The sequence below is a fragment of the Kribbella sancticallisti genome, from assembly GCF_039530625.1.
Lineage (GTDB): Bacteria > Actinomycetota > Actinomycetes > Propionibacteriales > Kribbellaceae > Kribbella > Kribbella sancticallisti.
The window spans coordinates 99,041-120,577 of sequence record NZ_BAAAOS010000033.1 but is presented as its reverse complement, the minus strand read 5'-3'; the positions used below and the strand labels follow the sequence as shown (position 1 = coordinate 120,577).

Below are 21,537 nucleotides of genomic sequence, written 5' to 3'. Positions count from 1 at the left end.
GCGGCACTCCGTGATCGAATGGCTGGGTCCGACAGTACGCACGGAGGAGCCTGATCAGATGACGGTCGCCGAATTCGCTCACCTGTGGGACCCGCAGCCGGGGTGGTTGAACACTGCCTCGTACGGGTTGCCGCCGCGGCCCGGGTGGGATGCGCTGCAGGCGGCGCTGGGGGACTGGCGAGTCGGGGCGACCAGTTGGGAGCCGTGGGACGAGTCGACCACGCGGGCGCGGGCGTCGTTCGCCCGGCTGGTCGGGGCCGACCTGGCGGACGTGTTCGTGGGCAGCACCGTCTCGGCTGCGGTCGCGCCGATTGCCGCAGCCCTGCCGGGCGGGTCCAAGGTGCTGGTCGACGACATCGAGTTCACCTCGAACGTCTACCCGTGGATGGTGCACGCCGATCGCGGCGTCGAGGTGGTCTCGGCGGGCACGGACAAGTTGATCGAGGCGATCCGGCCCGGGGTCGACCTGGTCGCGGTCAGCGCGGTGCAGTCGCTCACCGGGACGGTGCTCGACCTTGCCCAGGTGGTTGCCGCCAGCAAGGAGATCGGTGCGCTGGTGGTGATCGACGCGAGCCAGGCGGCGGGTTGGCTGCCGCTCGACGTGGCGGGGGTCGATGCGCTGATCACGCACACGTACAAGTGGTTGATGTCGCCCCGCGGAGCGACCCTCGGCTACCTGTCCCCCCGCCTGCAGGAGCGCTGCCGTCCGCTTCACGCGGGCTGGTACGCCGGCCAGAACGTCCACACCTCGTACTACGGGACGCAGCTGGAACTGGCCTCGGATGCGAGCAGGTTCGACCAGTCGCCGGCCTGGTTCAGCTTCGTCGGCGCGGCACCTGCGCTCGAGTTGATCGAGCAGATCGGCGTCGAGGCCATCCACGAGCACAACCTCTCACTGGCGAACGAGTTCCGGGCCGGGCTCGGGCTTCCACCGGGTGACTCGGCGATCGTCAGTGCCGCGATTCCCGGGGCCGAAGAAGCGTTCGCGGCGGCGGGGATCCGGGCTGCCGTCCGCGGCGGCAACCTGCGGGCGTCGTTCCACGTCTACTCGACCAGCGCGGACGTCCAGTCGGCTCTCGACGCTTTGGACGGGCTGGCGGTGGAAAATTCCTAGAGTTGACTCTAGGTCGTGGTTAGAGTGTCCGGCATGTCAGAGCTGAACGTGGGATTGAGCATCGGACAGGTCGCGGAGCGGACCGGGCTGAGCGTGCACGCGCTGCGCTTCTACGAGCGGGAGGGGATCCTCGCGGACCAGGTGCGCCGGGAGTCGAACGGGCGCCGCGTGTACAGCGAGGACGACGTGGACTGGCTGGAGATGTGCATCAAGTTCCGCTCGTCCGGGATGCCGCTGGACACCATCCGCCGCTACACCGAGCTGATCCGCCAGGGCCCGGGCAACGAGCAGGACCGGCTGGCGCTGCTTCGGAGCCACCAGGACCATGTGACCGCCCAGATCGAGGCGCTCAACGAGTGCCTGAACGTCATCAGCCACAAGGTCGACATCTACCAGCAGCACCTCGACCAGGGCACGGCCGACTGCCTGTGGGTGGCGCCGTCGTCAGTGCAGCAGGCCCAGGCAGACGCAGGATGAGTTGGTGCGCGAGGACCTCGCGCACCAACCCGTAGTACTGGCTCGTAGTACCGGCGGTCACGTTGCATCCCGACGTCCTCGTGATGGACATCCAGATGCCTGACCTCAGCGGCATCGAGGCGACCCGGGAAATCACCCGGGTCGCGCCGGACGTCGCCGTACTGATGCTGACGATGTTCGACGACGACGAGTCGGTCTTCGCCGCGATGCGGGCCGGCGCCCGCGGGTATGTGCTGAAGGGGGCCGCCGGGGACAACGTGATCCGGGCGATCGCGGCCGTCGCCGAGGGGGAGGCGATCTTCGGTCCGGGGATCGCTCGGCGGACCCTGGCCTACCTGTCCCGCCCGCGCACCGACGAGACACTCTTTCCCCGAGCTGACCCCGCGGGAGCGCGAAGTACTGGCTTTGATTGCTGACGGGCTGGGGAACGCGGCCATTGCCGGCCGGCTCAACCTGGCCGCCGCCACGATCGGCAACCACATCACCAGCATCTTCGCCAAGCTCCAGGTGACCACCCGCGCCGAAGCCATCGTCCCGGGCCCGCAGCACCGGTCTGGGCAGCTGATTCCCCGCCGTCTTAGGGGTTTCCGACGATCGATGCAGGTAGTGCCTACCGATGCCCGGCGGCGCCTTCCACGGTTGAGTAGTGGCTGACAGCAACAGCCGTATCGGTCGGCGACGTCGAAATGCTTGACAGCACGGGTGCTTCGGCCGGGCCGTAGAGGGCCTGTTCCCGGCCTTCGGCGAAGGCCCAGTACCGGTCGCCGAAGGACCAGTGCCACCATTCCGTCGGGTAGTTCACCAGCCCGCAGGAAGACAGGACGTCCGCCAGCAGCGCGCGATTCGTCCGCGCTTCGCGGCTGATGTTGGCGGCCGCGAAGAAGCAGGCGCCGTTGCTCTGCTCGGGGGTCGCGTCGATCGGCGTGCCCAGGTCGAACGGCCCGTGCTCGCCGATCAGCGTCACGTCGACCGCGGCGCCCGCGACGTGCGGGGCGACCTCGACCGGGGAGACGAACCGGCTCGCCAGGATGTGCACCTCAGCGTCGGAGATGCCCGGGTTCAGGTTGAGCAGTTCCGCTTTGTAGCGGTCGTAGATCTCCCGCTGGCTCTCGGTCGAGCGCAAGCCTTCGACCACGTGCAGCCGTACTCCGGTCGGGAGGAAGCTGTCGGCCACAGCCAGGCGATCCGCCAGACCCTCGCGGACGAACTGCCGGCCCTGGGTGGAGATGCCGCGGGTGTAGAGCTCGACGAGCGGTTCTCCGCTGTCGATCGCCGGGATCCGGGTGATCCGCTCGTCGCTCAGCAGCACGGTCATCTGGCCGCAGCCGTCTGGAGAAGATTGTCGACGACCTCGGCGTACGACATCCCCGCCGCGGCCCACATCCGCGGGAACTGCGAGGCGGGGGTGAAGCCGGGGAACGTGTTGATCTCGTTGACCAGCGGAACCCCGTCGGCCGGAACGAAGAAGTCCACCCGGGCCAACCCGGAACACCCGAGCGCCGCGAACACCTCGATCGCCGTACTGCGAAGCCGGCCGGCCAGCGCGGAACTCAGCGGAGCCGGTACGACGAAGCGGGTGGCGCCGCTGTCGTACTTGGCAGCCGCGTTGAAGAAGGGTTGCTCGGGGTCGGCGTGGATCTCCAGCGCGGGCGCCACGTCGACTCTGCCGTCGGGGAACTCCATCACCGCCAGGTCGATCTCGCGCCCCTGGATTTCCTGCTCCACCAGGACCTGTGGATCGAGCCCGGCCGCGACCGCCAGGGCAGCCGCCAGGCTCGGCAGATCCGTGGCCCGGGCGACGCCGAAGCTCGAACCACCGTTGCCGGGCTTCACGAACACCGGGAACTCGATCCCGGCCGCCTTCAGCCGCTGTACCACGGACTCGGTGTCCTTCAGGTCCTCGCCGCGCACGGTGATGCCCGGCGTGACCGGGATGCCGTGCGCCGTCAGGACCGCCTTGGTCAGGTGCTTGTCCAGCCCGACGGCACTCGCCGCCACCCCGCTTCCGACGTACGGGATCTTCAGTTGCTCGAGGAAGCCCTGGATGACGCCGTCCTCGCCGCCCTCGCCGTGTAGCGCGGGGACGACCACGTCCGCGTCCTGCAATATCCCGATCGCCTCGTGGTTGCCGTCCTGCCAGTCGCCTCGCGGATCGAGTTGGAGCGGTACGACGCTGTGCCCGCTCAGCTCCGCCGCTTTGACGATCCCGCGCCCGCTGGCCAGGGAGACTTGGTGTTCTGGGCTCGCCCCGCCACTGATCACGACCACCTTCACCGCAGAGTCCCCTCGACGTAACGACGCGACACCCGTGAACCGAGGCCGCAGTAGATCTCGTGTGGAATGGTCTGGGCCCATTCCGCCCACTCGGCGGCCGTCGGCTCACCGGCCTCACCGTCGCCGAACACGACCACGGGTTCACCGGGCTCGACCATCAGCTCACCGAGGTCGACCACAAACTGATCCATCGTGATCCGCCCGATGATCGGCACCCGAACGCCGCGAACAAGGACAGCCGGTCCGCTTGTTCCTCCTGCGCCGGCTGTTCCGCCTGCGCCCGCTGCGCCGGCTGCGCCGGCTGCGCCTTCGGCGCCAGCGGCGGTTCCCGCGATGCGGGGGATTCCGTCGGCGTAGCCGAGGGGGATGAGCGCGATCGTGGTGTCTTTCGACGCGACGTGGTCGTGGCCGTACGAGACGCCTTCGCCGGCGCGGATCCGGCGTACCTGGGCGACCTTGCTGACCAGCCGCATCGGCGGCCTCAGACCGGCGCCCACCTCGTCGATGCCGTACAGCCCCGCCCCGATCCGGACCAGGTTGCAGTCCGGTGCGTCCAGGGTGACTGCGCCGGAGGAGTTCGCCAAGTGCACGACCTCCGGATTCAGCCCGGCCCTGCGCGCCAACCTCACCCCAGTCCGGAGTACGTCCAACTGCTTCTTGCTGTGCGAAGCATCCAGCTCATCGCCATGCGAGAGATGCGACCAGATACCACGCACCCTCACCGCCCCGAGCGCCTCATAGTGCGCCGCCGCGCGAGTGAGCTCGATCCACTGATCAGGCGCACTACCACCGCGATGCAGCCCGGTATCGAGCTTGAGATGAACGTTCCGAACGTTCGGCGCGGAGACCACCTGATGCAGCTCCGCGACGGTGGACACGCTCACGTCGATGTCGGCGAGCAGGAGCAGCTCGGACGCGTCGTACAGCCAGATCAGAAGCGGAGTGGTCAATCCGGCGGCCCGCAGTTGCAGCGCCTCGTCGGCCCGGGCGACACCCAGCCAGGTCGCGCCCGCCTCGACGGCGGCACGGGCTACCTGAACGGCGCCGTGGCCGAAGGCATCGGCCTTGACCACGGCCATGATCCCGGTGCCCGGCCGCAGCCGTTTGTGCAAGGTTTGTACGTTGTCCCTGACAACGGACAGATCGACGACAGCCTCCGCCAACCCCACGCAGCGGCTCCGGGCCGGACTCTGGACCAGGTTCATGTCCGTCATTGTTGTTTCCGGCAACGACAGCGCACATCGGTTCGGGGTCGGATGTTGCCCCACCTCGGCCTACGACTCTGGTAGCACTCGCCGTCGTCGCCTCTGGTCCTTTCGATCGAGCCGACCACCTGCCGTCCTCCCCTTCGAGCACGCCCGCATGTCACCCGGTGGATACGGCTGGGCAGCGCCGATCGGACCGTTCATTGGCCGCCAGAGGTTCGCACGCGAGCGTCGGAGATACTGGGCGGATGGACGCGACCGAGCACTTGAAGGCCTCGCTGGAGGCCGCGATCGCGTTGGCGAACAGCTTCGGCGCCGAGTGGAGCCAGGGCCGACCGCAACCTGCAGGTGATTCCACCGCAGCCGAGGCCGCCCTGCGGTTGACGACGAACCAGGTGCCGCACGTCGATGCCGGGGGTTTGGCGGAGTTCACCGAGGGGGCCGTCCACTTGTACGGCGCGCTGAGTCACCTGGCAGACGGCGAAGTCGACGCGAGCGCGGCTGAACTCAACGAGTTGCTCAAAGCCACCCAAGCCGCGCCGCAGCTATCGCGGCACAAGGGATCCCCGTGGCACCTGCACTTCGCCGTACCGGAGGTCTCGACGGCGACCGGCTGGCTGGCCGAGTTCGCCACCGCTGCCGCGATGCTGCTGGGCAGTGACGACCTGGAACTCCTCAGGCGATGCGGCGCTGATCGGTGCGACAACCTGTTCCTGGACGGCACTCGCAACCACACTCAGCGGTTCTGCTCGACGTCCTGCCAGAACCGGACGAAGGTCGCCGCGTTCCGCGCCCGGGGGTCGCAGGAGTAGTTGCTGTCAGCATCGTCGCCTCCGCCGCCCAGCCCAGTACGCCGTACAAAGCGGAGCCGTCGGCGGTCGCCATCAGCAAGCCGGTGGTCGCTCCACCCTGGATCCCCCGCCGGCTGAGCATCCCCATCACGACACGGCCGAGCCCGCGTCGACGGTGCGCCGGATCGGTGTGGATGTCATGCATGACCGCATCGCTCCCGACCAGTGCCATCATCCCGCGAGCGGCGAGTGTGCCGTCGGCATCGAGGATCCGCGCGTACTCCAGTGGGCCGTCGCTGCTGCTTTCCAGCCGGTACTCCGGGGCAACCGTCGCGCTCGGGTGATCGCGCAGCGGGATCGACATCAGCAGTTTCCGCTCGGCGAAGAGGTCGAGCCCGGCGTGCTCCAGCAGCGCGGCCGTCTCGTCGGGCTGGTGCGTGGTCACTGTCAGCCAGACCGGCCTCGTGGCCGTTGCCACCTCGTTCGCCAGGCGCTCGACGACGGCGGTCCGGTCGTCGAGCGCGAACAACTCCCGGTCCCGATCGGGGAGACCGAGTACGACCTCCAGCGCTGACCCGCGATCCGCCGGGGACTTGAGTCCACGACACAGCCCCCACCCGCGCTCCCACCGCCTCACCAACTCATCCATACGGACGATGGTAACTGCTTATCTTGCTTTAATCAGTTACGGGGTCTGTTAGCTGCCAAGGACGAAGGTCTGAATGGCGATCACCGCGGCGCCGCGAGCCCACTGGGTGAAGCTGGGGTCCTGGAGCAGGAGGGGTGGCGGTGAGGCGTCGGGGTGCCGATGAGTTCGGAGGGCTGTCTGTAGATCGGCCTGCGCGACTTCTGCGAGCCGGACCCCCTCACCGCCGAGCATCACCGCCTCCGGCATGGTGAAGTCTGACGCTGCCGCGATCAGCCGGCCCAGGGCGTGACCGGCCTTCCCGACCACCCGGCTGGCCTCAGGGTCGCCCTGCTCGGCGAGGGCGAGGCATTCGTCGTACTCGACGCGGCGGCCGAGCGCAGTACTGACTTGGCCGGTGATGGCGTCGGTGGTCAGGATGGCGCTGGCGCAGCCCCGGTGGCCGGCATGGCAGAGCGGGCCCTCCGGGTCGAGTTCGAAGTGGCCGACCAGGCCGAGGCCGGTGTCCGTGGTGTCGACCAGTTTGTCGTTCATCACCAGGCCGTAGCCGATGCCGGCGCCGATGGTGATCAGGCAGAAGCGGCTGACGCCGCGCCCGGTGCCGAACCAGTGGATCGCCTCGGTGACCGCGGTGACGTCGTTCGCGACCACCACCTGGGCCTCGGTGCGGTCGGCGACGAGTTGCCGGAACGGTACGTCGGTCCAGGCGAGGAAGTCGCCCCGGAGTACGTCGCCGGCGCGGTTGATGTGCCCGCCGAGGCTGATGCCGATGCCGCTGATGTTGAACTGCCCGCCGGCCAGTGAGCGGGCGAGATCGACGATCAGGTCGGCGACGGCCTCGGGCTTGTGGTCGGGGAGCGGGCGTTCCTCCGTTGCGATCACCTCGGCCCGCAGCGTGGTCAGCACACCGAGGGCCACGTCGCCGGTGACCTTCACGCCGACGAAGTAGTGCGAGGTCGGGACGATGTCGAGCGGCTGCGAGGGACGTCCGACGCGCGGGTCGCTGGGCCCGGCGGAGACCTCGACCAGCAGGCCGGATTCAAGCATCGGCTTGGTCAGGCGGGTCAGGCTGCCGGCCGACAGGTCGACCCGGCGGGCCAGCTCGGCCCGGGAGAGCGGCCCGTCGAGCAGTATCTCCAGGGCAAGCTGGTGCGAAGGCCCGGTCAGAGGCTGCCAGGCACCTGCGCCCACCCGTATCTCCTTCCACCAGCCGCCGCCGAGCTTACCTCCGCCGGCTCAGCCACTCGCGGCAATTAACCGGCCCCGCCCATCAGTCGCTCCACCGCTGCCTCCATCTCACCCCGTCTCCTCACGCACCGACCGGTACCGGCGCGCTCTGCGGCTCCTGGGGTCGTCCTGCGGGCGGGGGTGGAGTATGGGCTAGTGGGGGAGTCTGCGGGTGTCGATCAACTGCTGTGCCACGTCGCGGAGCTTGGTGTTGGTGTCTTGGGAGTAGCGCTTGAGGATGGCGAAGGCGCGGTCGTCGTCAACGTCGAAGCGCTCCATCAGGATGCCCATCGCCTGCCCGACCAGCTTGCGGGCGTCGACCGCCTGCGCCATCGTCTCCTCGTGCCGCGCCGAGGCGACGGCGACCGAGGCGTGCCGGGCGAGGATGTGCGCGATCGCCTCGTCGTCCACGGCGAAGGCGTCCGGATCGGGGCTGTACAGACCGAGCACGCCGACGGTGGAGCGGGTGTCGCTGCCAGTCGCCAGCGGGACGTCCAGAACGCTGCGGACGCCGAGCTCCGCCACCTTGGCGGCCCACTGCGGCCAGCGGTCGTCGGTGGTGGTGTCGCGGATCAGCACCGCTCTCCGGTCGCGCAGCGCGGTCACCAGCGGTCCGCTGTCGGAGTCGAGTTGCAGGTTGTAGACGTCGGCGACGACCGGATCCGTGACCGCCGCGATCTCCGCCTGCGAGCCTCGCGCGTAGAGCGCGATCCCGGCGTAGGTGCAGTTGAGAGCCTGCAGCGCGAACTGGACGACGGCGTCGACCGTCTCCTCGACGCTTGGTGCGTCGTGCAGTTCGACGGCCAGCCGCGCGAACGCGTCCGCGGACGTCGGCGCGACCACATCGAAGTCAGCCATCTGGGCTCCAGACATGTTTCAGCGTCAGGGCACCCCGTGGCTGGAGTGATCCTTCGAGGCACATCATGCAGCCTCTCCGCCCAGTTTGGTTAGTCCGTCCCGCGGAAACTCGCGAATGTATCCAGAGAACCACAATTCGTGACGGCCTGGCAGTCCTCTGAGGTCGGTTCTGGGTTGCTCGTCCCAGTTTTTCGAGTACTCTGAGCGCATGAGTCCGACAGCGCGGCTGACGAAGAAGGGGCAGGCCACCAAGGAGCGGATCGTCAGCACGGCGGCCGACCTGATCTTCGAGCACGGGGTGGCCGGCACCAGCATCGAGGACGTCCGGAAGGCGGCCAGTGTGAGCGGGTCGCAGATGGCGCACTACTTCCAGGACAAGCGGCACCTGGTGCAGGAGGTGGTCGACTACCAGGCCGACCTGGTGCTGGGAGTGCAGCGGTCGCCGAGGCTGGAGACCTTTTCCGATCTCCGGCGCTGGGCCGCGATCAACGTCGAGCAGCAACGCGAGCGCAACTGCGAGGGCGGTTGCCGGTTCGGTTCGCTGGCCGGCGAGTTGGTCGAGGCCGACCGTGACACCCGTCGGCAGTTGGCAAGGGGGTTCGATCGCTGGGAGAGCGTGCTGCGGGACGGGCTGCAGTTGATGTACGACCGGGGCGACCTGCGCCCGGAGGCCGATCCGGACAAGCTGGCGATGACGCTGCTGGCGGCGCTGCAAGGCGGGACGCTGCTCACCCAGACGATGCGGTCGACCGACCCGCTGGAAGCCGTGCTGGACTCGGTGATCGAGTACGTCGAGTCGTTCGCGGCCGACCCGGCGTCCGTGGCGCGGGCCTGAGATGGCTGACCTCTCGGGCCGGTTGAGCGACCGGACCGCCTGGACCCGCGAGTTCGCGGCACCGATCCGCGACTTCCTGCGGACCGAGTCGGGCAGTTCGGGTGTGCTCGCGGCCGCGATCGTGCTCGCCCTGATCTGGGCGAACGTCGCCCCCGACTCGTACTCCGGGTTCTGGCACACCGACCTGTCCATCGGGCTGGGCCACCGTGAGCTCAGCATGGACCTGCAGGAGTGGGTCAACAGCGGGCTGATGACGTTGTTCTTCCTGGTGGTCGGGTTGGAGGCGCGGCGCGAGTTCGACCTCGGGGACCTGCGTGACCGGAGCCGGTTCGTGCTGCCGGTGGTGGCCGGAGTCGCCGGGATGGCCGCGCCGGTGCTGATCTACCTGGCTTTCAACTACGGCGGCGAGGGCGCGCACGGCTGGGGTGTCGCGATGTCCACCGACACCGCCCTGGCGCTCGGACTCCTCGCGCTCGTCGGCCGCGGCGTACCGGACCGGGTGCGGGTCTTCCTGCTGACGGTCTTCGTCGTCGACGATGTGATCGCGCTGCTCGTGATCGCGGTCGTCTACAGCGAGAACATCGAGTTCATGCCGTTGACGGTGGCGATCGTGGCCTTCGGTGGGCTGGTCGCCGCCGCGATATTGCGAGTCCGCCAGGCCGCCGTCTACGTTGCCCTCGGCATCCTCACCTGGGCGGCGCTGCTGACCAGTGGAGTCGATCCCGTGGTCGCGGGCCTGGCGATCGGGCTGACCGCCACGGCCTATTCACCGGGGCGTGACGAGCTCGAGCAGGCGACCGGGCTCTTCCGGTTGTTCCGCGAGCAGCCGACTCCGGAACTGGCCCGGACGGCGTCGCTGGGGCTGACCTCGACCCTCTCGCCGAACGCGCGCCTGCAGCACTTCTACCACCCCTGGACCAGCTACCTGATCGTGCCGATCTTCGGTCTGGCCAACGCCGGCATCACCATCGACGCGGGCTTCCTGGCCGAGGCCTACAGCGCTCCGATCACGCTCGGCATCCTGCTCGGCTACGTCATCGGCAAGCCCGTCGCGGTGATGACGGCGTCCTGGGCGCTGGCGCGGTTCACCGGCGGGCGGTTCCGCCCCCAGGTCGGCTGGGCCGCGGTGGCCGGCAGCGGCACGATCGCCGGTATGGGCTTCACCGTGTCGTTGCTGATAGCAACGTTGGCGTTCGAGGGTCCGGCGCTGGTCGAGGCGAAACTCGGGCTGCTGTCGGCGGTGATCGCCGCCACGGTGCTGACCTGGCTCGTCTTCCGCGCCGCCCGGCTGCTCTCACCCGCCCGCAAGGCGATTGCGATGCTCGGCGACTCGGAGGAACTCGTCGATCTGGCCGATCCCGTCGACCCCGAGTGCGACCACATCCGCGGACCAGCCGAAGCCTCGGTGACCCTGGTCGAGTACGGCGACTTCGAATGCCCGTACTGCGGGCTGGCCGAGCCCGTAGTACGGGATCTGCTCAAGGACGACGACCTTCGCTACGTGTGGCGGCATCTTCCGCTGACGGACGTGCATCCGCGCGCCCAGATCGCCGCGGAGGTCGCCGAAGCGGCGGCCGCACAGGATTCGTTCTGGGAGATGCATGACCTTCTGCTCGCCAACCAGGAGAACCTTCAGCCGACGGACCTGATGCGCTATGCGGAGGAGCTAGGCCTGGATGTTCCGCGCTTACACGACGAGGTGAAACGCCACGTCGCCGCCGCCCGCGTCGCCCAGGACGTCGAATCAGCAGACCTCAGCGGCGTCTCCGGCACACCGACCTTCTTCATCAACGGCCAACGCCACTACGGCGCCTACGACGTAGCCACCCTCACCACAGCCATCAAAACAGCCCGAGCCCGAGCCAAAATAGACCGCGCGAACCTAGGTCCCCTCGTCCAGCGCCGATCTCGCTCCTAAGCCCCTGCCCCTACCGCCTGCCCACACACCAGACCCATCCCGCTCCCGCCTCCGCCTCCGCCTCCGCCTCCGCCTCCGCCTCCCGCCTCCGCCTCCCGCCTCCGCGTCCCGCTCCGGCTCACCCGCTCCGCCCGTTCGATTCAGCCTTGGCTGAATCTTGTTGTAGCGGGTCATTTCTGCCACTGTTCCGCTCGCGCCGGCTCCGCCACGCTGGGATCTCCAAGTACGTGATCGCGAAGGAGAACCAGGATGTCGAGCGTGTTGCAGAGTTCACCCGCCAAGCAGGACGAGGCGATCGCGCACTTCACCGCCCGCCTGGCGTTCGAGACCGACGTGTCCGACGTCGCCGCCGACATCGGTGCCGGGGTGACCGGCTGGGTGCTCGTGGACAGCCGCAGCCAGGAGAGCTGGGACCAGGGCCACGTACCAGGCGCGCTCCACCTGCCGACCCGCGAGATCGCGGCGCGCGCGGCGTCCGTAGTACCGGCTGGGGTTTCCGTCGTGACGTACTGCTGGGGCCCGGGCTGCAACGGCGCGACCAGAGCGGCGCTTGAGTTCGCCAAGCTCGGGTATCCAGTGAAGGAGATGATCGGCGGCTTCGAGTACTGGTCCCGCGAAGGCCTGCCGGTCGAGACCGCCGCAGGCATCGAGCGCCGCCCGTCCGACCCGCTCACCGCCCCGACCGGCATCGCCTGCGCCTGCTGACCCCCGGTCGAGAACGCGGCGTCGGCTCCGACGTACCCGGCATCGACGGAAGGGAGCGAAGATGACCGACCAGCCAACCGGACGCCGTGTCGTCGCGTGGACGAGCCTCTCGCTGGATGGCTGCACGAGCGGCCCGCGCGGAACGCAGTACGACACCTGGCTGTACGAGCACGCCGGGCACGAACAAACCGGCGCGTACTTCGAATCGATCTGGCGCGGAGCCGACACCGCACTGCTCGGCCGCACGAACTACGAGGGGTTCGCCAGCGTCTGGCCCGGCATCACCCGCGATCCCGCCACGGACGACCGAACCCGCGCGCTCGGCCAGTGGCTCGATTCAGTGGAGAAGGTGGTGTTCTCCCGCACCCTGACGGACGCGAAGTGGGAGAACTCCCGGATCGCGGCAGACCTGGAGCCGACGGTCCGCGAACTCAAGGCCGCGCCCGGCCGCGACATCCTCGTGCTGAACAGCGCGAGCATCATCCAGGCGCTCCTGCGAGCAGGACTGGTCGACGACCTGCGATTCGCCGTGGTCCCGACGATCCTGGGCGGCGGGCTCCGCCTGTTCAGCGACGATCTGCCCGATTCGAAATGGCGGCTGATGGAGACGACCACGCTCGCGCACGGAGCGGTCGGCCTGCACTACTCGGCTGAGGCTTGATGGGAGGCGAGGTACTCGGCGTTGCCCCGGATGGCGGCCTCGTAGCGCTTGATCTCGGCGCTGTCGACGCGGTCGGCGATCACCAGCAGCAGGGTGGCGAGCGCCTTGTCCTTGCGACCGGCCGCATGCAGCGTCAGCGCCTTGAATACGCGCAGTGAGTCCGACTCGGGGAACTCCTTGCAGGCTTGTCCGAAGACCTCGAGCGACTCGTCGTACCGCTCGAGATTGCGCAACGTGCTCCCGTACTGCAGCAGGCAGCGCCGCTTGGTGTCTCCGGTCAGCCCGGGCAGCGCCTGTTCGTAGTACGGGAGTGCTTTCTCCTCTTGGCCGGCCGTGTCGTAGGAGCCGCCCACCTCGTACAGGACGTACGGGTTGCCGGGGTGCTCGGCCAGCAGGTTCTCGAAGAAATCGATGGTCGGCTGCATGTTCTCGCGGTCCCGCCGGGTGAACGCCGCCTCGATGGTCGCGGCCAGTTCCGGCGTCAGGTCTGTGCTCACCCCTCCATCATGCCCGGTCGAAATGTCGAGCCGGCAGGGACCGCTCCGACGTGGCGGACGCAGGATCCAACCAAGGAGGAGATCGGTGATGAGTGAGTCAGTGCGGGCCGGATGGCCGCAAGCGGTCAGTGCGATCACGCTGTTCGTGGAGGACCTGGCCGAGTGCAAGCGGTTCTACAGCGCGGTGTTCGGGCTGCCGACCGCGTATGAGGACGACGCGTCCGCGGTGTTCAAGTTCGGCGACCTGATGATCAACCTGCTCGCGGTCGGTGAGGCCCCTGAACTGATTGCCCCGGCCCCGGTCGGCGGCTCCGAGGTGGGCCGGCGGTTCCAGCTCACGGTGCCGGTCGACGACGTCGACAAGCTGTACGCCGAACTGACCGCGCGCGGCGCGACGTTCCTCAACGGCCCGATGGACCGCCCGTGGGGTATCCGCACCGCCGCTTTCGCCGACCCGGCCGGCCACGTCTGGGAGATCGCGAAGTAGTCAGGACGTCCTCGTGCCGGCAGGTGCTCGGACTCTGGGGAGGATCTCGGCACCGAGGACGTCGACAAGTTCGGTCGATCCAGTGAGACTCAAGGCGGTGAAGCCAAGCTTCGTGAACTCATCAAGGCGCCCGGCTCGTGGAGGACCTGACCGAGTGCAAGCAACTCCTCAGCCCGCAACGCCACCCCAACCGGGCCGCTCCCGCCCCCGCAACCGCCGAGATCCCCCACCCGAACTGGATCTCCGGCCTCATCCACCCCACGTAGCCTCCGTACGCCAACACTTCATCGACCGACTGACCCCACCGCATAGATGCCCTAAGCAACATCGCCGATCGCGTTCTCGGCCGCCTCGAACCTGGCTGACCTCTTGACGTTGGCCGAAGGTCGGCTTTACTGAGAGCAACAGTTTTCGTGGGGGAAGCTATGCAGCACATGAGTTCCTACTCGTATGCCGATCCGGTGCTCGGCATGGTGGTGTTGCGCATACCAGCCGAAATCGCTCTCAGCAACGACCTTCTTCCCGCCGGTGCCCTGACCCGCGAGCAGATTGTCGAACTGGCCGAACGCCGCGAGCAGGTGGCTTTGCACCTGCACTCGTCACTGTTCTTCCACGAATGGGCCCATACCCTCCAAGTAGCCGCCTACCCGAACCTCTACCGGCGTGCCGCTGTGCAGGCTCGTCCCATAGGGGCGTACTGGAACACGTTGCGCGGCCGGCCACAGGAATGGCAGCTGCCGTTGAACCTGCAGCTCCGCGACGACTACGTGATGATGTCAATGCTCGGAACTGTCGCGGCGCGCCTCGAGATCAACGACCGCGGCGTCGGGCTGACCCCTGTTCCCGAAGGCACCCTGCGTCGTGGCGTTCTCACCGAGAACGATCTCGTCGAAGAGGATGCCCAGGTTCTGCAGTACCGGGTGGAGATCGGTGGCGCCGGCAGCGGCCGCTCGTACCGTCGGTGGCTTTCGGAGGGCCAGCGTTACAGTCGCGCGTTCTCGATCCTCAGCCAGCACATGTCCGATGGTCAGGCGCTCCGCCTGCTCCCGAGAATGGTGCGGGCTGCCTTCCACACCACTCGGCCGCTCAACGCCTTCGCCAGTTTGCTGGGGACGATCCTGCACGAGGGCCCGGACCTGTTCAGCGATCTGGACGACGCCTTCAGTCGCACCCTCCTCGTCGACCACTTGCAAGGTGTGTATGGCGACGTCGACCAGGAGTGGGCTGACATCCGCAAGGACGAGCCCGAGCGACTGGCCGTTGTTTCCCCCGAACGCCACCGAGCGCTGGTGGAGAACACCCCGCACCTGCCCGTCCGCTGGTACGCCGGGTGGAACGCCGACCCGGCTACGGGCGGATTCCTGGACAAGTACCTGGCGACTCCGTGGAAATACACAGGTCGTGGCGGCGACAGGCTGGACGACGAGTTGTCACGATTCCAGCCGCCGCTGCTCCTGGTCCTCGTCGACCATCCCGACCGGAACCTCGCCGCCCAGACCGTGAAGGTGTCTCCGAGCCTCAAAGACCTGGAGTCCGAGGAACTCGGGGTGTCGGTGCGGACCCTGCTGATGGAGGTCTTCCGTAGCAAGCTGCTTTCCGATACCCGGCTCGCGGTGAGGCCTCCGTTCGCCGCATGCCCGCACGCCACCTGTCCCTATCACCCCACCCGTTTGTGTGACGGGTGGATACCGCTGCCGAAGCGGCAGGAGGACTGTCTGTTCCCGGAGTACCTCCGCGGCAACACCGGGCACACCCTCGACCAAGCTGGAAAGCATCTTGTCCCACTGACGGAAAGGCCGGATTGATGAGCGACTTGATCCTTGAGGGCGACCCGGAGTTGCTGGAAGAACTCCGCAAGCAGATCGAGGCCGACCTCGGTGCCGAAGCGCGGCTCGAGCCGGTCACCTCCACCGCGGCCGGTGAGTTCCGCGAGCCGTTGCTCATCGGCCTGATCCTGGCTCTGGGCGGTCCTGCCGTGGTGAAGGGAATCGTCGCGATCGTCGACCGCGTCCTGACCAACCGGGAGCGGATGGCCGAACTGCGCTTCAAGGTCCTCGAAGGCGATCAGGAGCGATCGATCACCCTGCAAGAATTGCGAAAGATGTTCTGATGTTGCGGCAGTTCGACGTACCCACCGACATGGTCGTGGCGCGCGACGTCTCCGTACTCGTCAGGTTGCTGGGGGGTGAGCAGTTGTCCGGCCCGCAAGCCCGGCAACTGCAAGGGTCGATCTTCTTGGCCTTTCCCGGGCTCGAGCGAGACGACGCGCACCTGCTGGCCGACGATCGCATCGTGGCGTACCTGGCAAGCGCGCACGACGCCGTCCCGCATTTGTTCTACTTTCTTGCGCCGCTACCCGCGGCAGGCGCGTTGCTGGGTTTCCTCGCCGGCGCTTCCGGGACACCGGGCGTGACAGCAGACGGCTCCGCGGTGGTCGACGAGCAGGCGCTGGAGAAACTCGCCTGGCATCTGACGAAGGCCGCCGAGTACGCCGAGAGCGTGGGTGACGACTGGCATCGGATGGCCGATTCGTTCATCTCACAGCTTCCCGACGAGCATGCCTCGCTTCTCAACGAAACGCTGACACAGCACCTGGTGGACTGAGCCGACGGTTCAGGCGTCGGCCTCGAGCGGTCCGCCGCCGTAGCCGAGTTCGTTGCCGTCGGGGTCGTGGTAGGTGATTTTGCGGACGCCGTTGTCGTACGTTTCGCGCTTGGTCGGCTCGATGCCGCGGGCGCTGAGGCCGTCGACCACCGCGTCCAGATCGCTGACGAAGAACGTGTGCAGCCCATGTCCGGCCCGCTCCGGCGACTCCAGGATGTAGACGTAGCGGTGCTCGGCCACCTCCCAGACTGCCTCGGTGTCGTGCGGCACAAAGGCCGGCGGCGCCCCGAAGAACCGCTCGTACCACGCCGCCGCCGCGACGTACTCGCGTACCGGCAACCCTGCGAACAAGTCGATTGTCATCAACCCATTACAACCCAAGCTCACGCCATAGCGCATGAGCACGGGGACTCAGTAGGGTCCGGGCGTGGATGTTCCCTTCCGTACGCACATCCGCCTGGCGTGGTGGAGAACCGGCCTCGGTGTGGCCTGACCGATGACTTTTCCGCGCCGTGCCGGTCTGTACGCCAAGGACCGACTCAGGGGAGGCTGACACCATGCGAAAACTGAGCTTCGGCATGAACCTGAGCGTGGACGGCTACATCGCGGCGCCCGGCGACGACCTCGGCTGGAGCGTACCGAGCGACGAGCTGTTCCAGTGGTGGTCCGACCGGGTGGGGGCGACAGGCATGGCGCTGTACGGGCGCAAACTGTGGGAGACGATGAGTTCCCACTGGCCGACCGCTGACCAGCAGCCTGGCGCCACACCGGCGGAGATCGAGTTCGCCCGCCGCTGGCGGGACATGCCGAAGGTGGTGTTCTCCTCGACCACCAGCACCGTCGACTGGAACACCCGCCTGGTCACCGACGACGCGGTCACCGAGATCACCCGGCTCAAGGCCGAGGACGGCGGCCCGATGGACATCGCCGGCGCCACACTCGCCGCAGCGGCCATGCGGGCCGGGCTGATCGACGAGTACGCGATCGTCACCCATCCGGTCCTGGTAGGTGGCGGCACGCCGTTCTTTACGGCCCTGGACAACTGGGTGAACCTGACCCTGGTGGAGACCCGGACGTTCCCTGACGGCGTGGTCCTGACCAGGTACGAGACTAGGCGCTGAGTACCCAACCTCGATCGGCCGGTCCTCGGGCCGCCCAAGGAGCTTCTCGCACTGAGTGCGCAACCGCCGCTCGGTGTGCGACTGCCCACCATCTGGCCGCAACGAACGGTCCATCCCAGCCCTACACACGTCGTGCGACATGACACAGCATTGTCCGGTGCCGTCGCTTGATCGCCTTCAGATGTGGAGCTCAGGCGACATCCCGGTCCAGCGAAGGTCCTTCGGGAGATGCGCCGTGTCGTTGTAGATCAGTACCGATGCTGGCTTGTTCGGCGTGTAGCGGATGACAGTCAGTGCGGCGTTGCCGTGGTTCAGAGCTATCCAGCGCCATCGCGGTGCGTCAAGTGCATCGCGGACAAGCCAGCTGATGAGGAAACTGTGGGTGATGACGAGTTCGTGGCGCGCGTCGTTGCCGTCCACCGGTCCGGTGAATTGGGCGACGGCTGCCTCGGCAAGTCCCTGGCTGCCCGCCAGTGGAAACTGTGCCAGGTGCTCGAGTGTTGGGCTGGCAATTTCTGGCGGGAGCTCTTGTTTCGTGGGAAGGTACGGGACGTAGTCGCCTGCCAGTGCGGATGACCGCACAGGGATGCCGTCAAGTTGCTCGCTGACCAGTTTGGCGGTTTGTGCAGCCCGCGGAAGCGGGCCGTGATGGATGACCGACAGTGGGGCCTCCCGAAGCCGTTCGCCAAGCAGAACGGACTGGCGGCGGCCGGCGGCGGACAGTTCAGTCTCATCGACTGACGCATGACCGTGCCTGGCCAGATAGAGATAGCGCGGCGCTGTTCCCATCATGCTCGTGCTGACGAAGCTCATTCCAGTTTGGTTTGGAGCTCAGTCCAGTTACAGCCGACGTGCGCGTCCGGTCAGCGTTGTGAGGGGCAGAGGCTGGTCTGCGCAGTCCTGGGTTGTCGATACCGACTACGTGTTCACCGGGCCGGATCGCGAGGCCGGGCTGGCGGATCTGTTCGAAAGGCGCGTACTGGAACTGCACGGCCTCATGGGCGCGATCGTACGCACCGCGGATCAGTCCGGGCGACCCTTCAGCCGGCGGCTGACCGCACGCTCGGCCTCCCGGCTCGCCTCGCGCTCGGCGAGCGCGTACCGCTTGTCCCAGGTCTTCTTGCCGCGGGCCAGGGCGATCTCCACCTTCGCGCGACCGTCCTTGAAGTAGAGGGTCACCGGGACGATCGTCAGCCCACTCTCGTTGACCTTGCGCTCGATCTTGTCGATCTGGGCACGATGCAGCAGCAGCTTCCGCTTGCGCCGCGAGCCGTCGTTGAACCAGCGGGCCTGGGAGTACTGCGGGATGTGCACGCCGTGCAGCCAGATCTCCCGGTCCTCGACAACGGCGAAGCCGCCGACCAGAGACGCCCGCCCGGCACGCAGCGCCTTCACCTCCGCACCCTGCAACACGATCCCCGCCTCCCAGGACTCACCCAACTGATAGTCGTGGGCAGCCTTGCGGTTCCGCGCGATCACGGGGTCGACCTCGTGCTTCTTCACCCGGCAATTCTGCCCCGACAACCGGCCGCAGGGGATTGGGTATCGGATCCTGCGATGCTGTCGGCGAGCTCGCGAGCTGAGACCCCTGCCGGTCGATAAGCCCCACAGCCGGCGGGGCACTTGATCACTCGATGGCCAGGTGCTGGGTTACGCGGGCTTGGCGTACGCCGCGATGCCGGTGTCCAGCACCACGCAGGGCTCGTCGCCGATAGTCCAGGCGTCGTGTCCGGGGTCGAGGTTTACTACGTCGCCCGAGCCGATGGTGAGCTCAGTTCCGTCGTCGAACCGGATAGCCATCTGTCCGGAAAGACAGATGCCGGTGTGGTGGGTCTGGCAGGAGTCGGTACCGGCGATCGGCTTGACGTCGTTGGACCAGCGCCAGCCCGGCTCGAAGACGCCGCGACCGAGGGTGAAACCGCCCAGGGTCACCACGTTCATATGCCCGTGGCCCTTGAAGGGGCGCTTCTCGTGCGGGGTGTCGATGTTCTGCTTGTCGGACATGATGTCTCCCCCGTCCAGTTCTATTCAATGATTTACTTGAATAGAACGCCGGTAGTCAGGGGCTTGTCAAGGAAGGTCTTGAATGGGATGTGGCTAGAGGTGACGAGCTGATGTCGGATCATCGCGCAAAGGCCGCCCTGTACGACGCCCTGGCGGAATCGGCCAAGGCGCTCGCCAACGGGCGCCGCATGGAGCTGGTCGACGTTCTTGCTCAGGGCGAGCGATCAGTGGAGGAGCTCGCCGATGAGATCCAGCAGACAACAGCCAACACGTCCCAGCATCTACAGCGCCTGCTGCGCGCCGGCATGGTCGAGTCACGTCGCGAGGGGACGCGGATCTACTACTCACTGTCCAGCGCGATAGTCGCTGACCTCTGGCGAGTCCTGCGACGGGCAGCGCAGGAGCACGTCGAGGGGCTGGAGCAGCTCGCGGCCGACTACCTCGGCGATCGCAGCACGCTCCCCACCATCACCCGCGACGACCTCCTGGCCCGCCTACGAGACGGCGACGTCGTTGTGCTCGACGTACGCCCCGAGGCCGAGTACGCCGCCGGCCACATCCGCGGTGCAATCTCCGTTCCAATCAATGAACTGGAATCACGACTAGGGACCATCCCGGACGGCACCGACGTCGTCGCCTACTGCCGCGGCCCGTACTCCGCTTTCGCCGACCAGGCGGTCCGCGCCCTCGGCAAACAGGGCGTAACCGCAGCCCGCCTCGAAGACGGCTTCCCCGAGTGGGCCGAGGCCCGCCTCCCGATCGCCCGCCCGTAGCAGGCAGCGCTCACCTTCCGAAGTACGTCACAGTCGCACCTGGTGGCTCGACGAACTGATCCGTCCCCAGTTGATTAACCGGTCGGGCGCGGCGGCCGGAGTTGAGCTCTACGAGGCCCCAGTCGGCTGCAGTTGACGGCCCGTTGAGCTGTGCCTACCGAGGTGTTGTGGTCGGTGGCGATTCGTTTGATGGGTGGCATGGGGAGGTTGCGGCGGACGGTGTCTTCGAGGATCTGGGCTCGGAGGGCGACGGCCTCCTGGCCGAGGAACGGACGGATGTGTTTCTCGGCGTAGCCGCGGTAGACGTCCAGGGTGTTGAACTTGAGGTCTGCTTCAGCGAGGTAGCGATCGAGCGGCTGGTTGACCGTGGCGTTCGTCCGGGGTTTTGCGCCGCTCAACAGAGTGGCCTCTGACCTGTTCGCACAGATCAGAGGCCACTTGTTCACCGTAGGCCCCGTCGGACTCGAACCGACAACCCGCGGATTAAAAGTCCGCTGCTCTGCCAATTGAGCTAGAGGCCCTGGGTGGTGGGGACAGTGTGTCAGGTCGGGGGGTGGGAGTGCCAAATGGTTACGCCGGCGCCTACGGGCTGCGCCCGTGGCGACGGGGGGAGAGGGAGGGGTGGGCCGTAGCAGGGTGGGGCGGGGAAGGCAATGGATTCGGAGGGTGATTAGCGGGTGACTTTGGGTTGAACCGGATGGGTGGGTGGGCCGTTGTGGGGGGTGAGGGCATCGTCGGGAGTTGGCTGGGGAAGTGGCTGCCGGGGGTGCGTGGACCCGTCCGTTCACTGTGAGGAGTGCTTGTGAGGGTGTTGGAGCGTTGGCAGGAGCAGGTGGTTGGGGTTTTTCGGATTGTGGTGGGGTTTTTGTTTGCTACGCATGGGGTCGCTGCGTTGTTCGGGGTGTGGGGGGATGAGCGGGTGGAAGTGTTCGTTTGGCCTGGGTGGTGGGCGGCGGGGATTCAGGTTGTGGGTGGGGGGTGCGTGATGCTGGGGGTGGGGACTCGATACGCGGCGTTGGTGTGTTCGGGGTCTATGGCTTATGCGTACTTCAGCGTGCATCAGGCGGGGGCGTTGTTGCCGGTGGAGAACGGTGGGGAGAAGGCGGCGTTGTTCTCGTTTGCCTTTTTGTTGATTGGGTTTCTGGGGTCTGGGGCGTGGGCGGTGGAGCGGATGGCGGTGTTCGGCGGGAGGCGGAGCGGGGGAGGGAGTTCGCGGCTGCCGCTGACTGATCGGGAACGGGAGCGATCAGTGAACGCGAGCTGGTCGGTGAACGGGAGCGATCAGTGAACGCGAGCTGGTCGGTGAACCCGAGCTGATCGGTTGTGACCCTGAGACCGCC

The 21,537-nt window shown here is 67.4% G+C and carries 28 protein-coding genes, 1 tRNA gene and 1 pseudogene; 17 read left to right on the top strand and 13 right to left on the bottom strand.

Going from position 1 to position 21,537, the window contains the following annotated elements; all coding sequences use genetic code 11:
- The first annotated feature begins 58 nt into the window (after nt 1-58).
- The 4 genes from ABD255_RS24125 (at nt 59) to ABD255_RS24110 (ending at nt 2,245) form a co-directional block, all read left to right on the top strand.
- Nucleotides 59-1,114 carry an aminotransferase class V-fold PLP-dependent enzyme gene (locus tag ABD255_RS24125; RefSeq protein ID WP_344217676.1) on the top strand — a complete coding sequence of 352 codons (1,056 nt, stop codon included), beginning with the start codon at nt 59-61 and terminating at the stop codon, nt 1,112-1,114.
- A gap of 33 nt (nt 1,115-1,147) precedes the next feature.
- Entirely contained in the window at nt 1,148-1,591 is a 444-nt protein-coding gene (locus tag ABD255_RS24120; RefSeq protein ID WP_344217674.1) for a MerR family transcriptional regulator, read from the top strand.
- Nucleotides 1,592-1,686: 95 nt separating this feature from the next.
- Entirely contained in the window at nt 1,687-2,007 is a 321-nt protein-coding gene (locus ABD255_RS24115) for a response regulator (RefSeq protein WP_344217672.1), read from the top strand.
- The gene (locus ABD255_RS24110; protein WP_344217670.1) at nt 1,997-2,245 is read left to right on the top strand and encodes a response regulator transcription factor; all 249 of its coding nucleotides are present in this window, start codon (nt 1,997-1,999) and stop codon (nt 2,243-2,245) included. Before ABD255_RS24115 ends, ABD255_RS24110 begins: the two co-directional genes overlap by 11 nt.
- On the opposite strand, the gene ABD255_RS24105 is transcribed toward ABD255_RS24110, so the two are convergent.
- From ABD255_RS24105 to alr, 3 genes are read right to left on the bottom strand one after another with little or no spacing between them, the layout of a single operon-like run.
- On the bottom strand, nt 2,202-2,906 hold the full coding sequence (locus tag ABD255_RS24105; RefSeq protein ID WP_344217668.1) for a M15 family metallopeptidase: 705 nt from the start codon (nt 2,904-2,906) through the stop codon (nt 2,202-2,204). The two genes, ABD255_RS24110 and ABD255_RS24105, sit on opposite strands and share 44 nt — an antisense overlap.
- Nucleotides 2,903-3,865 carry a D-alanine--D-alanine ligase family protein gene (locus ABD255_RS24100; protein WP_344217666.1) on the bottom strand — a complete coding sequence of 321 codons (963 nt, stop codon included), beginning with the start codon at nt 3,863-3,865 and terminating at the stop codon, nt 2,903-2,905. Before ABD255_RS24100 ends, ABD255_RS24105 begins: the two co-directional genes overlap by 4 nt.
- Entirely contained in the window at nt 3,862-5,070 is a 1,209-nt protein-coding gene (alr, locus tag ABD255_RS24095; protein ID WP_344217664.1) for an alanine racemase, read from the bottom strand. Before alr ends, ABD255_RS24100 begins: the two co-directional genes overlap by 4 nt.
- Nucleotides 5,071-5,318: 248 nt before the next feature.
- Here alr and ABD255_RS24090 point away from each other — a divergent pair, with 248 nt between their 5' ends.
- The gene (locus ABD255_RS24090; RefSeq protein WP_344217662.1) at nt 5,319-5,882 is read left to right on the top strand and encodes a CGNR zinc finger domain-containing protein; all 564 of its coding nucleotides are present in this window, start codon (nt 5,319-5,321) and stop codon (nt 5,880-5,882) included.
- 94 nt (nt 5,883-5,976) lie between these two features.
- Here the strand turns inward: ABD255_RS24090 and ABD255_RS24085 are convergent.
- From ABD255_RS24085 to ABD255_RS24075, 3 genes and pseudogenes are all read right to left on the bottom strand, one after another.
- Nucleotides 5,977-6,225, bottom strand: a pseudogene (locus tag ABD255_RS24085) (GNAT family N-acetyltransferase); the annotation flags it as partial.
- 333 nt (nt 6,226-6,558) lie between these two features.
- The gene (locus tag ABD255_RS24080; RefSeq protein WP_344217660.1) at nt 6,559-7,698 is read right to left on the bottom strand and encodes an ROK family protein; all 1,140 of its coding nucleotides are present in this window, start codon (nt 7,696-7,698) and stop codon (nt 6,559-6,561) included.
- Between the two features lie 189 nt (nt 7,699-7,887).
- Nucleotides 7,888-8,592 (bottom strand): GAF and ANTAR domain-containing protein, encoded by a 705-nt coding sequence (locus ABD255_RS24075; RefSeq protein ID WP_344217658.1) that lies wholly within the window; start codon nt 8,590-8,592, stop codon nt 7,888-7,890.
- A 208-nt stretch (nt 8,593-8,800) separates the two neighbouring features.
- Between ABD255_RS24075 and ABD255_RS24070 the strand changes: the two genes are divergently transcribed.
- The 4 genes from ABD255_RS24070 to ABD255_RS24055 all read left to right on the top strand — a co-directional run bounded on the left by ABD255_RS24070 (nt 8,801) and on the right by ABD255_RS24055 (nt 12,711).
- Nucleotides 8,801-9,427, top strand: a complete 627-nt coding sequence (locus ABD255_RS24070) for a TetR/AcrR family transcriptional regulator (RefSeq protein ID WP_344217656.1) — start codon at nt 8,801-8,803, stop codon at nt 9,425-9,427.
- Nucleotide 9,428: 1 nt separating this feature from the next.
- Complete coding sequence (gene nhaA, locus ABD255_RS24065; protein WP_344217654.1) at nt 9,429-11,345, top strand: Na+/H+ antiporter NhaA; 1,917 nt, start codon at nt 9,429-9,431, stop codon at nt 11,343-11,345.
- A 249-nt stretch (nt 11,346-11,594) separates the two neighbouring features.
- Nucleotides 11,595-12,050 carry a rhodanese-like domain-containing protein gene (locus ABD255_RS24060; RefSeq protein ID WP_344217651.1) on the top strand — a complete coding sequence of 152 codons (456 nt, stop codon included), beginning with the start codon at nt 11,595-11,597 and terminating at the stop codon, nt 12,048-12,050.
- Nucleotides 12,051-12,111: 61 nt separating this feature from the next.
- Nucleotides 12,112-12,711 (top strand): dihydrofolate reductase family protein, encoded by a 600-nt coding sequence (locus ABD255_RS24055; RefSeq protein ID WP_344217649.1) that lies wholly within the window; start codon nt 12,112-12,114, stop codon nt 12,709-12,711.
- Here the strand turns inward: ABD255_RS24055 and ABD255_RS24050 are convergent.
- Nucleotides 12,693-13,208: a tetratricopeptide repeat protein gene (locus tag ABD255_RS24050; RefSeq protein ID WP_344217647.1), complete on the bottom strand. Its 516-nt coding sequence runs from the start codon at nt 13,206-13,208 to the stop codon at nt 12,693-12,695. The two genes, ABD255_RS24055 and ABD255_RS24050, sit on opposite strands and share 19 nt — an antisense overlap.
- An 88-nt stretch (nt 13,209-13,296) precedes the next feature.
- Here ABD255_RS24050 and ABD255_RS24045 point away from each other — a divergent pair, with 88 nt between their 5' ends.
- From ABD255_RS24045 to ABD255_RS24025, 5 genes are all read left to right on the top strand, one after another.
- The gene (locus tag ABD255_RS24045; RefSeq protein ID WP_344217645.1) at nt 13,297-13,695 is read left to right on the top strand and encodes a VOC family protein; all 399 of its coding nucleotides are present in this window, start codon (nt 13,297-13,299) and stop codon (nt 13,693-13,695) included.
- Between the two features lie 137 nt (nt 13,696-13,832).
- Nucleotides 13,833-13,961 (top strand): hypothetical protein, encoded by a 129-nt coding sequence (locus ABD255_RS24040; protein ID WP_344217643.1) that lies wholly within the window; start codon nt 13,833-13,835, stop codon nt 13,959-13,961.
- A gap of 168 nt (nt 13,962-14,129) precedes the next feature.
- A complete protein-coding gene (locus ABD255_RS24035) occupies nt 14,130-15,500 on the top strand; it encodes a hypothetical protein (RefSeq protein WP_344217642.1) in 1,371 nt (456 codons plus the stop codon).
- On the top strand, nt 15,500-15,805 hold the full coding sequence (locus ABD255_RS24030; protein WP_344217640.1) for a hypothetical protein: 306 nt from the start codon (nt 15,500-15,502) through the stop codon (nt 15,803-15,805). Before ABD255_RS24035 ends, ABD255_RS24030 begins: the two co-directional genes overlap by 1 nt.
- Nucleotides 15,805-16,299: a hypothetical protein gene (locus ABD255_RS24025; protein ID WP_344217638.1), complete on the top strand. Its 495-nt coding sequence runs from the start codon at nt 15,805-15,807 to the stop codon at nt 16,297-16,299. Before ABD255_RS24030 ends, ABD255_RS24025 begins: the two co-directional genes overlap by 1 nt.
- A 9-nt stretch (nt 16,300-16,308) precedes the next feature.
- Here the strand turns inward: ABD255_RS24025 and ABD255_RS24020 are convergent, their stop codons facing one another.
- Nucleotides 16,309-16,662 carry a VOC family protein gene (locus ABD255_RS24020; RefSeq protein ID WP_344217636.1) on the bottom strand — a complete coding sequence of 118 codons (354 nt, stop codon included), beginning with the start codon at nt 16,660-16,662 and terminating at the stop codon, nt 16,309-16,311.
- 194 nt (nt 16,663-16,856) lie between these two features.
- Here ABD255_RS24020 and ABD255_RS24015 point away from each other — a divergent pair, with 194 nt between their 5' ends.
- Nucleotides 16,857-17,420 carry a dihydrofolate reductase family protein gene (locus tag ABD255_RS24015; RefSeq protein ID WP_344217634.1) on the top strand — a complete coding sequence of 188 codons (564 nt, stop codon included), beginning with the start codon at nt 16,857-16,859 and terminating at the stop codon, nt 17,418-17,420.
- Nucleotides 17,421-17,597: 177 nt separating this feature from the next.
- Here ABD255_RS24015 and ABD255_RS24010 read toward each other — a convergent pair whose 3' ends face one another.
- The 3 genes from ABD255_RS24010 to ABD255_RS24000 all read right to left on the bottom strand — a co-directional run bounded on the left by ABD255_RS24010 (nt 17,598) and on the right by ABD255_RS24000 (nt 19,424).
- Nucleotides 17,598-18,233, bottom strand: coding sequence for a histidine phosphatase family protein (locus ABD255_RS24010; protein ID WP_344217632.1), 636 nt, complete (start codon nt 18,231-18,233; stop codon nt 17,598-17,600).
- Nucleotides 18,234-18,443: 210 nt separating this feature from the next.
- A complete protein-coding gene (gene smpB, locus ABD255_RS24005) occupies nt 18,444-18,923 on the bottom strand; it encodes an SsrA-binding protein SmpB (RefSeq protein WP_344217630.1) in 480 nt (159 codons plus the stop codon).
- Nucleotides 18,924-19,070: 147 nt separating this feature from the next.
- The gene (locus tag ABD255_RS24000; RefSeq protein WP_344217628.1) at nt 19,071-19,424 is read right to left on the bottom strand and encodes a cupin domain-containing protein; all 354 of its coding nucleotides are present in this window, start codon (nt 19,422-19,424) and stop codon (nt 19,071-19,073) included.
- Nucleotides 19,425-19,534: 110 nt separating this feature from the next.
- Here ABD255_RS24000 and ABD255_RS23995 point away from each other — a divergent pair, with 110 nt between their 5' ends.
- Complete coding sequence (locus ABD255_RS23995; RefSeq protein WP_344217626.1) at nt 19,535-20,197, top strand: ArsR/SmtB family transcription factor; 663 nt, start codon at nt 19,535-19,537, stop codon at nt 20,195-20,197.
- Between the two features lie 74 nt (nt 20,198-20,271).
- On the opposite strand, the gene ABD255_RS23990 is transcribed toward ABD255_RS23995, so the two are convergent.
- Together ABD255_RS23990 and ABD255_RS23985 are read right to left on the bottom strand one after the other, a co-directional pair.
- Nucleotides 20,272-20,595, bottom strand: a complete 324-nt coding sequence (locus ABD255_RS23990; RefSeq protein ID WP_344217624.1) for a hypothetical protein — start codon at nt 20,593-20,595, stop codon at nt 20,272-20,274.
- Nucleotides 20,596-20,645: 50 nt separating this feature from the next.
- Nucleotides 20,646-20,718, bottom strand: a tRNA-Lys gene (locus ABD255_RS23985).
- A gap of 275 nt (nt 20,719-20,993) precedes the next feature.
- Here ABD255_RS23985 and ABD255_RS23980 point away from each other — a divergent pair.
- Nucleotides 20,994-21,485, top strand: a complete 492-nt coding sequence (locus tag ABD255_RS23980; protein WP_344217622.1) for a DoxX family protein — start codon at nt 20,994-20,996, stop codon at nt 21,483-21,485.
- Nucleotides 21,486-21,537 lie beyond the last annotated feature (52 nt).

Excerpts from the sequence above, each read along its gene's own strand:
- ABD255_RS24075 (WP_344217658.1), bottom strand. The coding sequence starts at position 8,592 with ATGGCTGACTTCGATGTGGTCGCGCCGACGTCCGCGGACGCGTTCGCG.
- ABD255_RS24120 (WP_344217674.1), top strand. The coding sequence starts at position 1,148 with ATGTCAGAGCTGAACGTGGGATTGAGCATCGGACAGGTCGCGGAGCGG.
- ABD255_RS24000 (WP_344217628.1), bottom strand. The coding sequence starts at position 19,424 with ATGTCCGACAAGCAGAACATCGACACCCCGCACGAGAAGCGCCCCTTC.
- alr (WP_344217664.1), bottom strand. The coding sequence starts at position 5,070 with ATGAACCTGGTCCAGAGTCCGGCCCGGAGCCGCTGCGTGGGGTTGGCG.
- ABD255_RS24020 (WP_344217636.1), bottom strand. The coding sequence starts at position 16,662 with ATGACAATCGACTTGTTCGCAGGGTTGCCGGTACGCGAGTACGTCGCG.
- ABD255_RS24105 (WP_344217668.1), bottom strand. The coding sequence starts at position 2,906 with ATGACCGTGCTGCTGAGCGACGAGCGGATCACCCGGATCCCGGCGATC.
- ABD255_RS24055 (WP_344217649.1), top strand. The coding sequence starts at position 12,112 with ATGACCGACCAGCCAACCGGACGCCGTGTCGTCGCGTGGACGAGCCTC.
- ABD255_RS24030 (WP_344217640.1), top strand. The coding sequence starts at position 15,500 with ATGAGCGACTTGATCCTTGAGGGCGACCCGGAGTTGCTGGAAGAACTC.
- ABD255_RS24035 (WP_344217642.1), top strand. The coding sequence starts at position 14,130 with ATGAGTTCCTACTCGTATGCCGATCCGGTGCTCGGCATGGTGGTGTTG.
- ABD255_RS24090 (WP_344217662.1), top strand. The coding sequence starts at position 5,319 with ATGGACGCGACCGAGCACTTGAAGGCCTCGCTGGAGGCCGCGATCGCG.
- nhaA (WP_344217654.1), top strand. The coding sequence starts at position 9,429 with ATGGCTGACCTCTCGGGCCGGTTGAGCGACCGGACCGCCTGGACCCGC.
- ABD255_RS24015 (WP_344217634.1), top strand. The coding sequence starts at position 16,857 with ATGCGAAAACTGAGCTTCGGCATGAACCTGAGCGTGGACGGCTACATC.
- ABD255_RS24045 (WP_344217645.1), top strand. The coding sequence starts at position 13,297 with ATGAGTGAGTCAGTGCGGGCCGGATGGCCGCAAGCGGTCAGTGCGATC.
- ABD255_RS24070 (WP_344217656.1), top strand. The coding sequence starts at position 8,801 with ATGAGTCCGACAGCGCGGCTGACGAAGAAGGGGCAGGCCACCAAGGAG.
- ABD255_RS23995 (WP_344217626.1), top strand. The coding sequence starts at position 19,535 with ATGTCGGATCATCGCGCAAAGGCCGCCCTGTACGACGCCCTGGCGGAA.
- ABD255_RS24010 (WP_344217632.1), bottom strand. The coding sequence starts at position 18,233 with ATGAGCTTCGTCAGCACGAGCATGATGGGAACAGCGCCGCGCTATCTC.
- ABD255_RS24125 (WP_344217676.1), top strand. The coding sequence starts at position 59 with ATGACGGTCGCCGAATTCGCTCACCTGTGGGACCCGCAGCCGGGGTGG.
- ABD255_RS24025 (WP_344217638.1), top strand. The coding sequence starts at position 15,805 with ATGTTGCGGCAGTTCGACGTACCCACCGACATGGTCGTGGCGCGCGAC.
- ABD255_RS24115 (WP_344217672.1), top strand. The coding sequence starts at position 1,687 with ATGCCTGACCTCAGCGGCATCGAGGCGACCCGGGAAATCACCCGGGTC.
- ABD255_RS24060 (WP_344217651.1), top strand. The coding sequence starts at position 11,595 with ATGTCGAGCGTGTTGCAGAGTTCACCCGCCAAGCAGGACGAGGCGATC.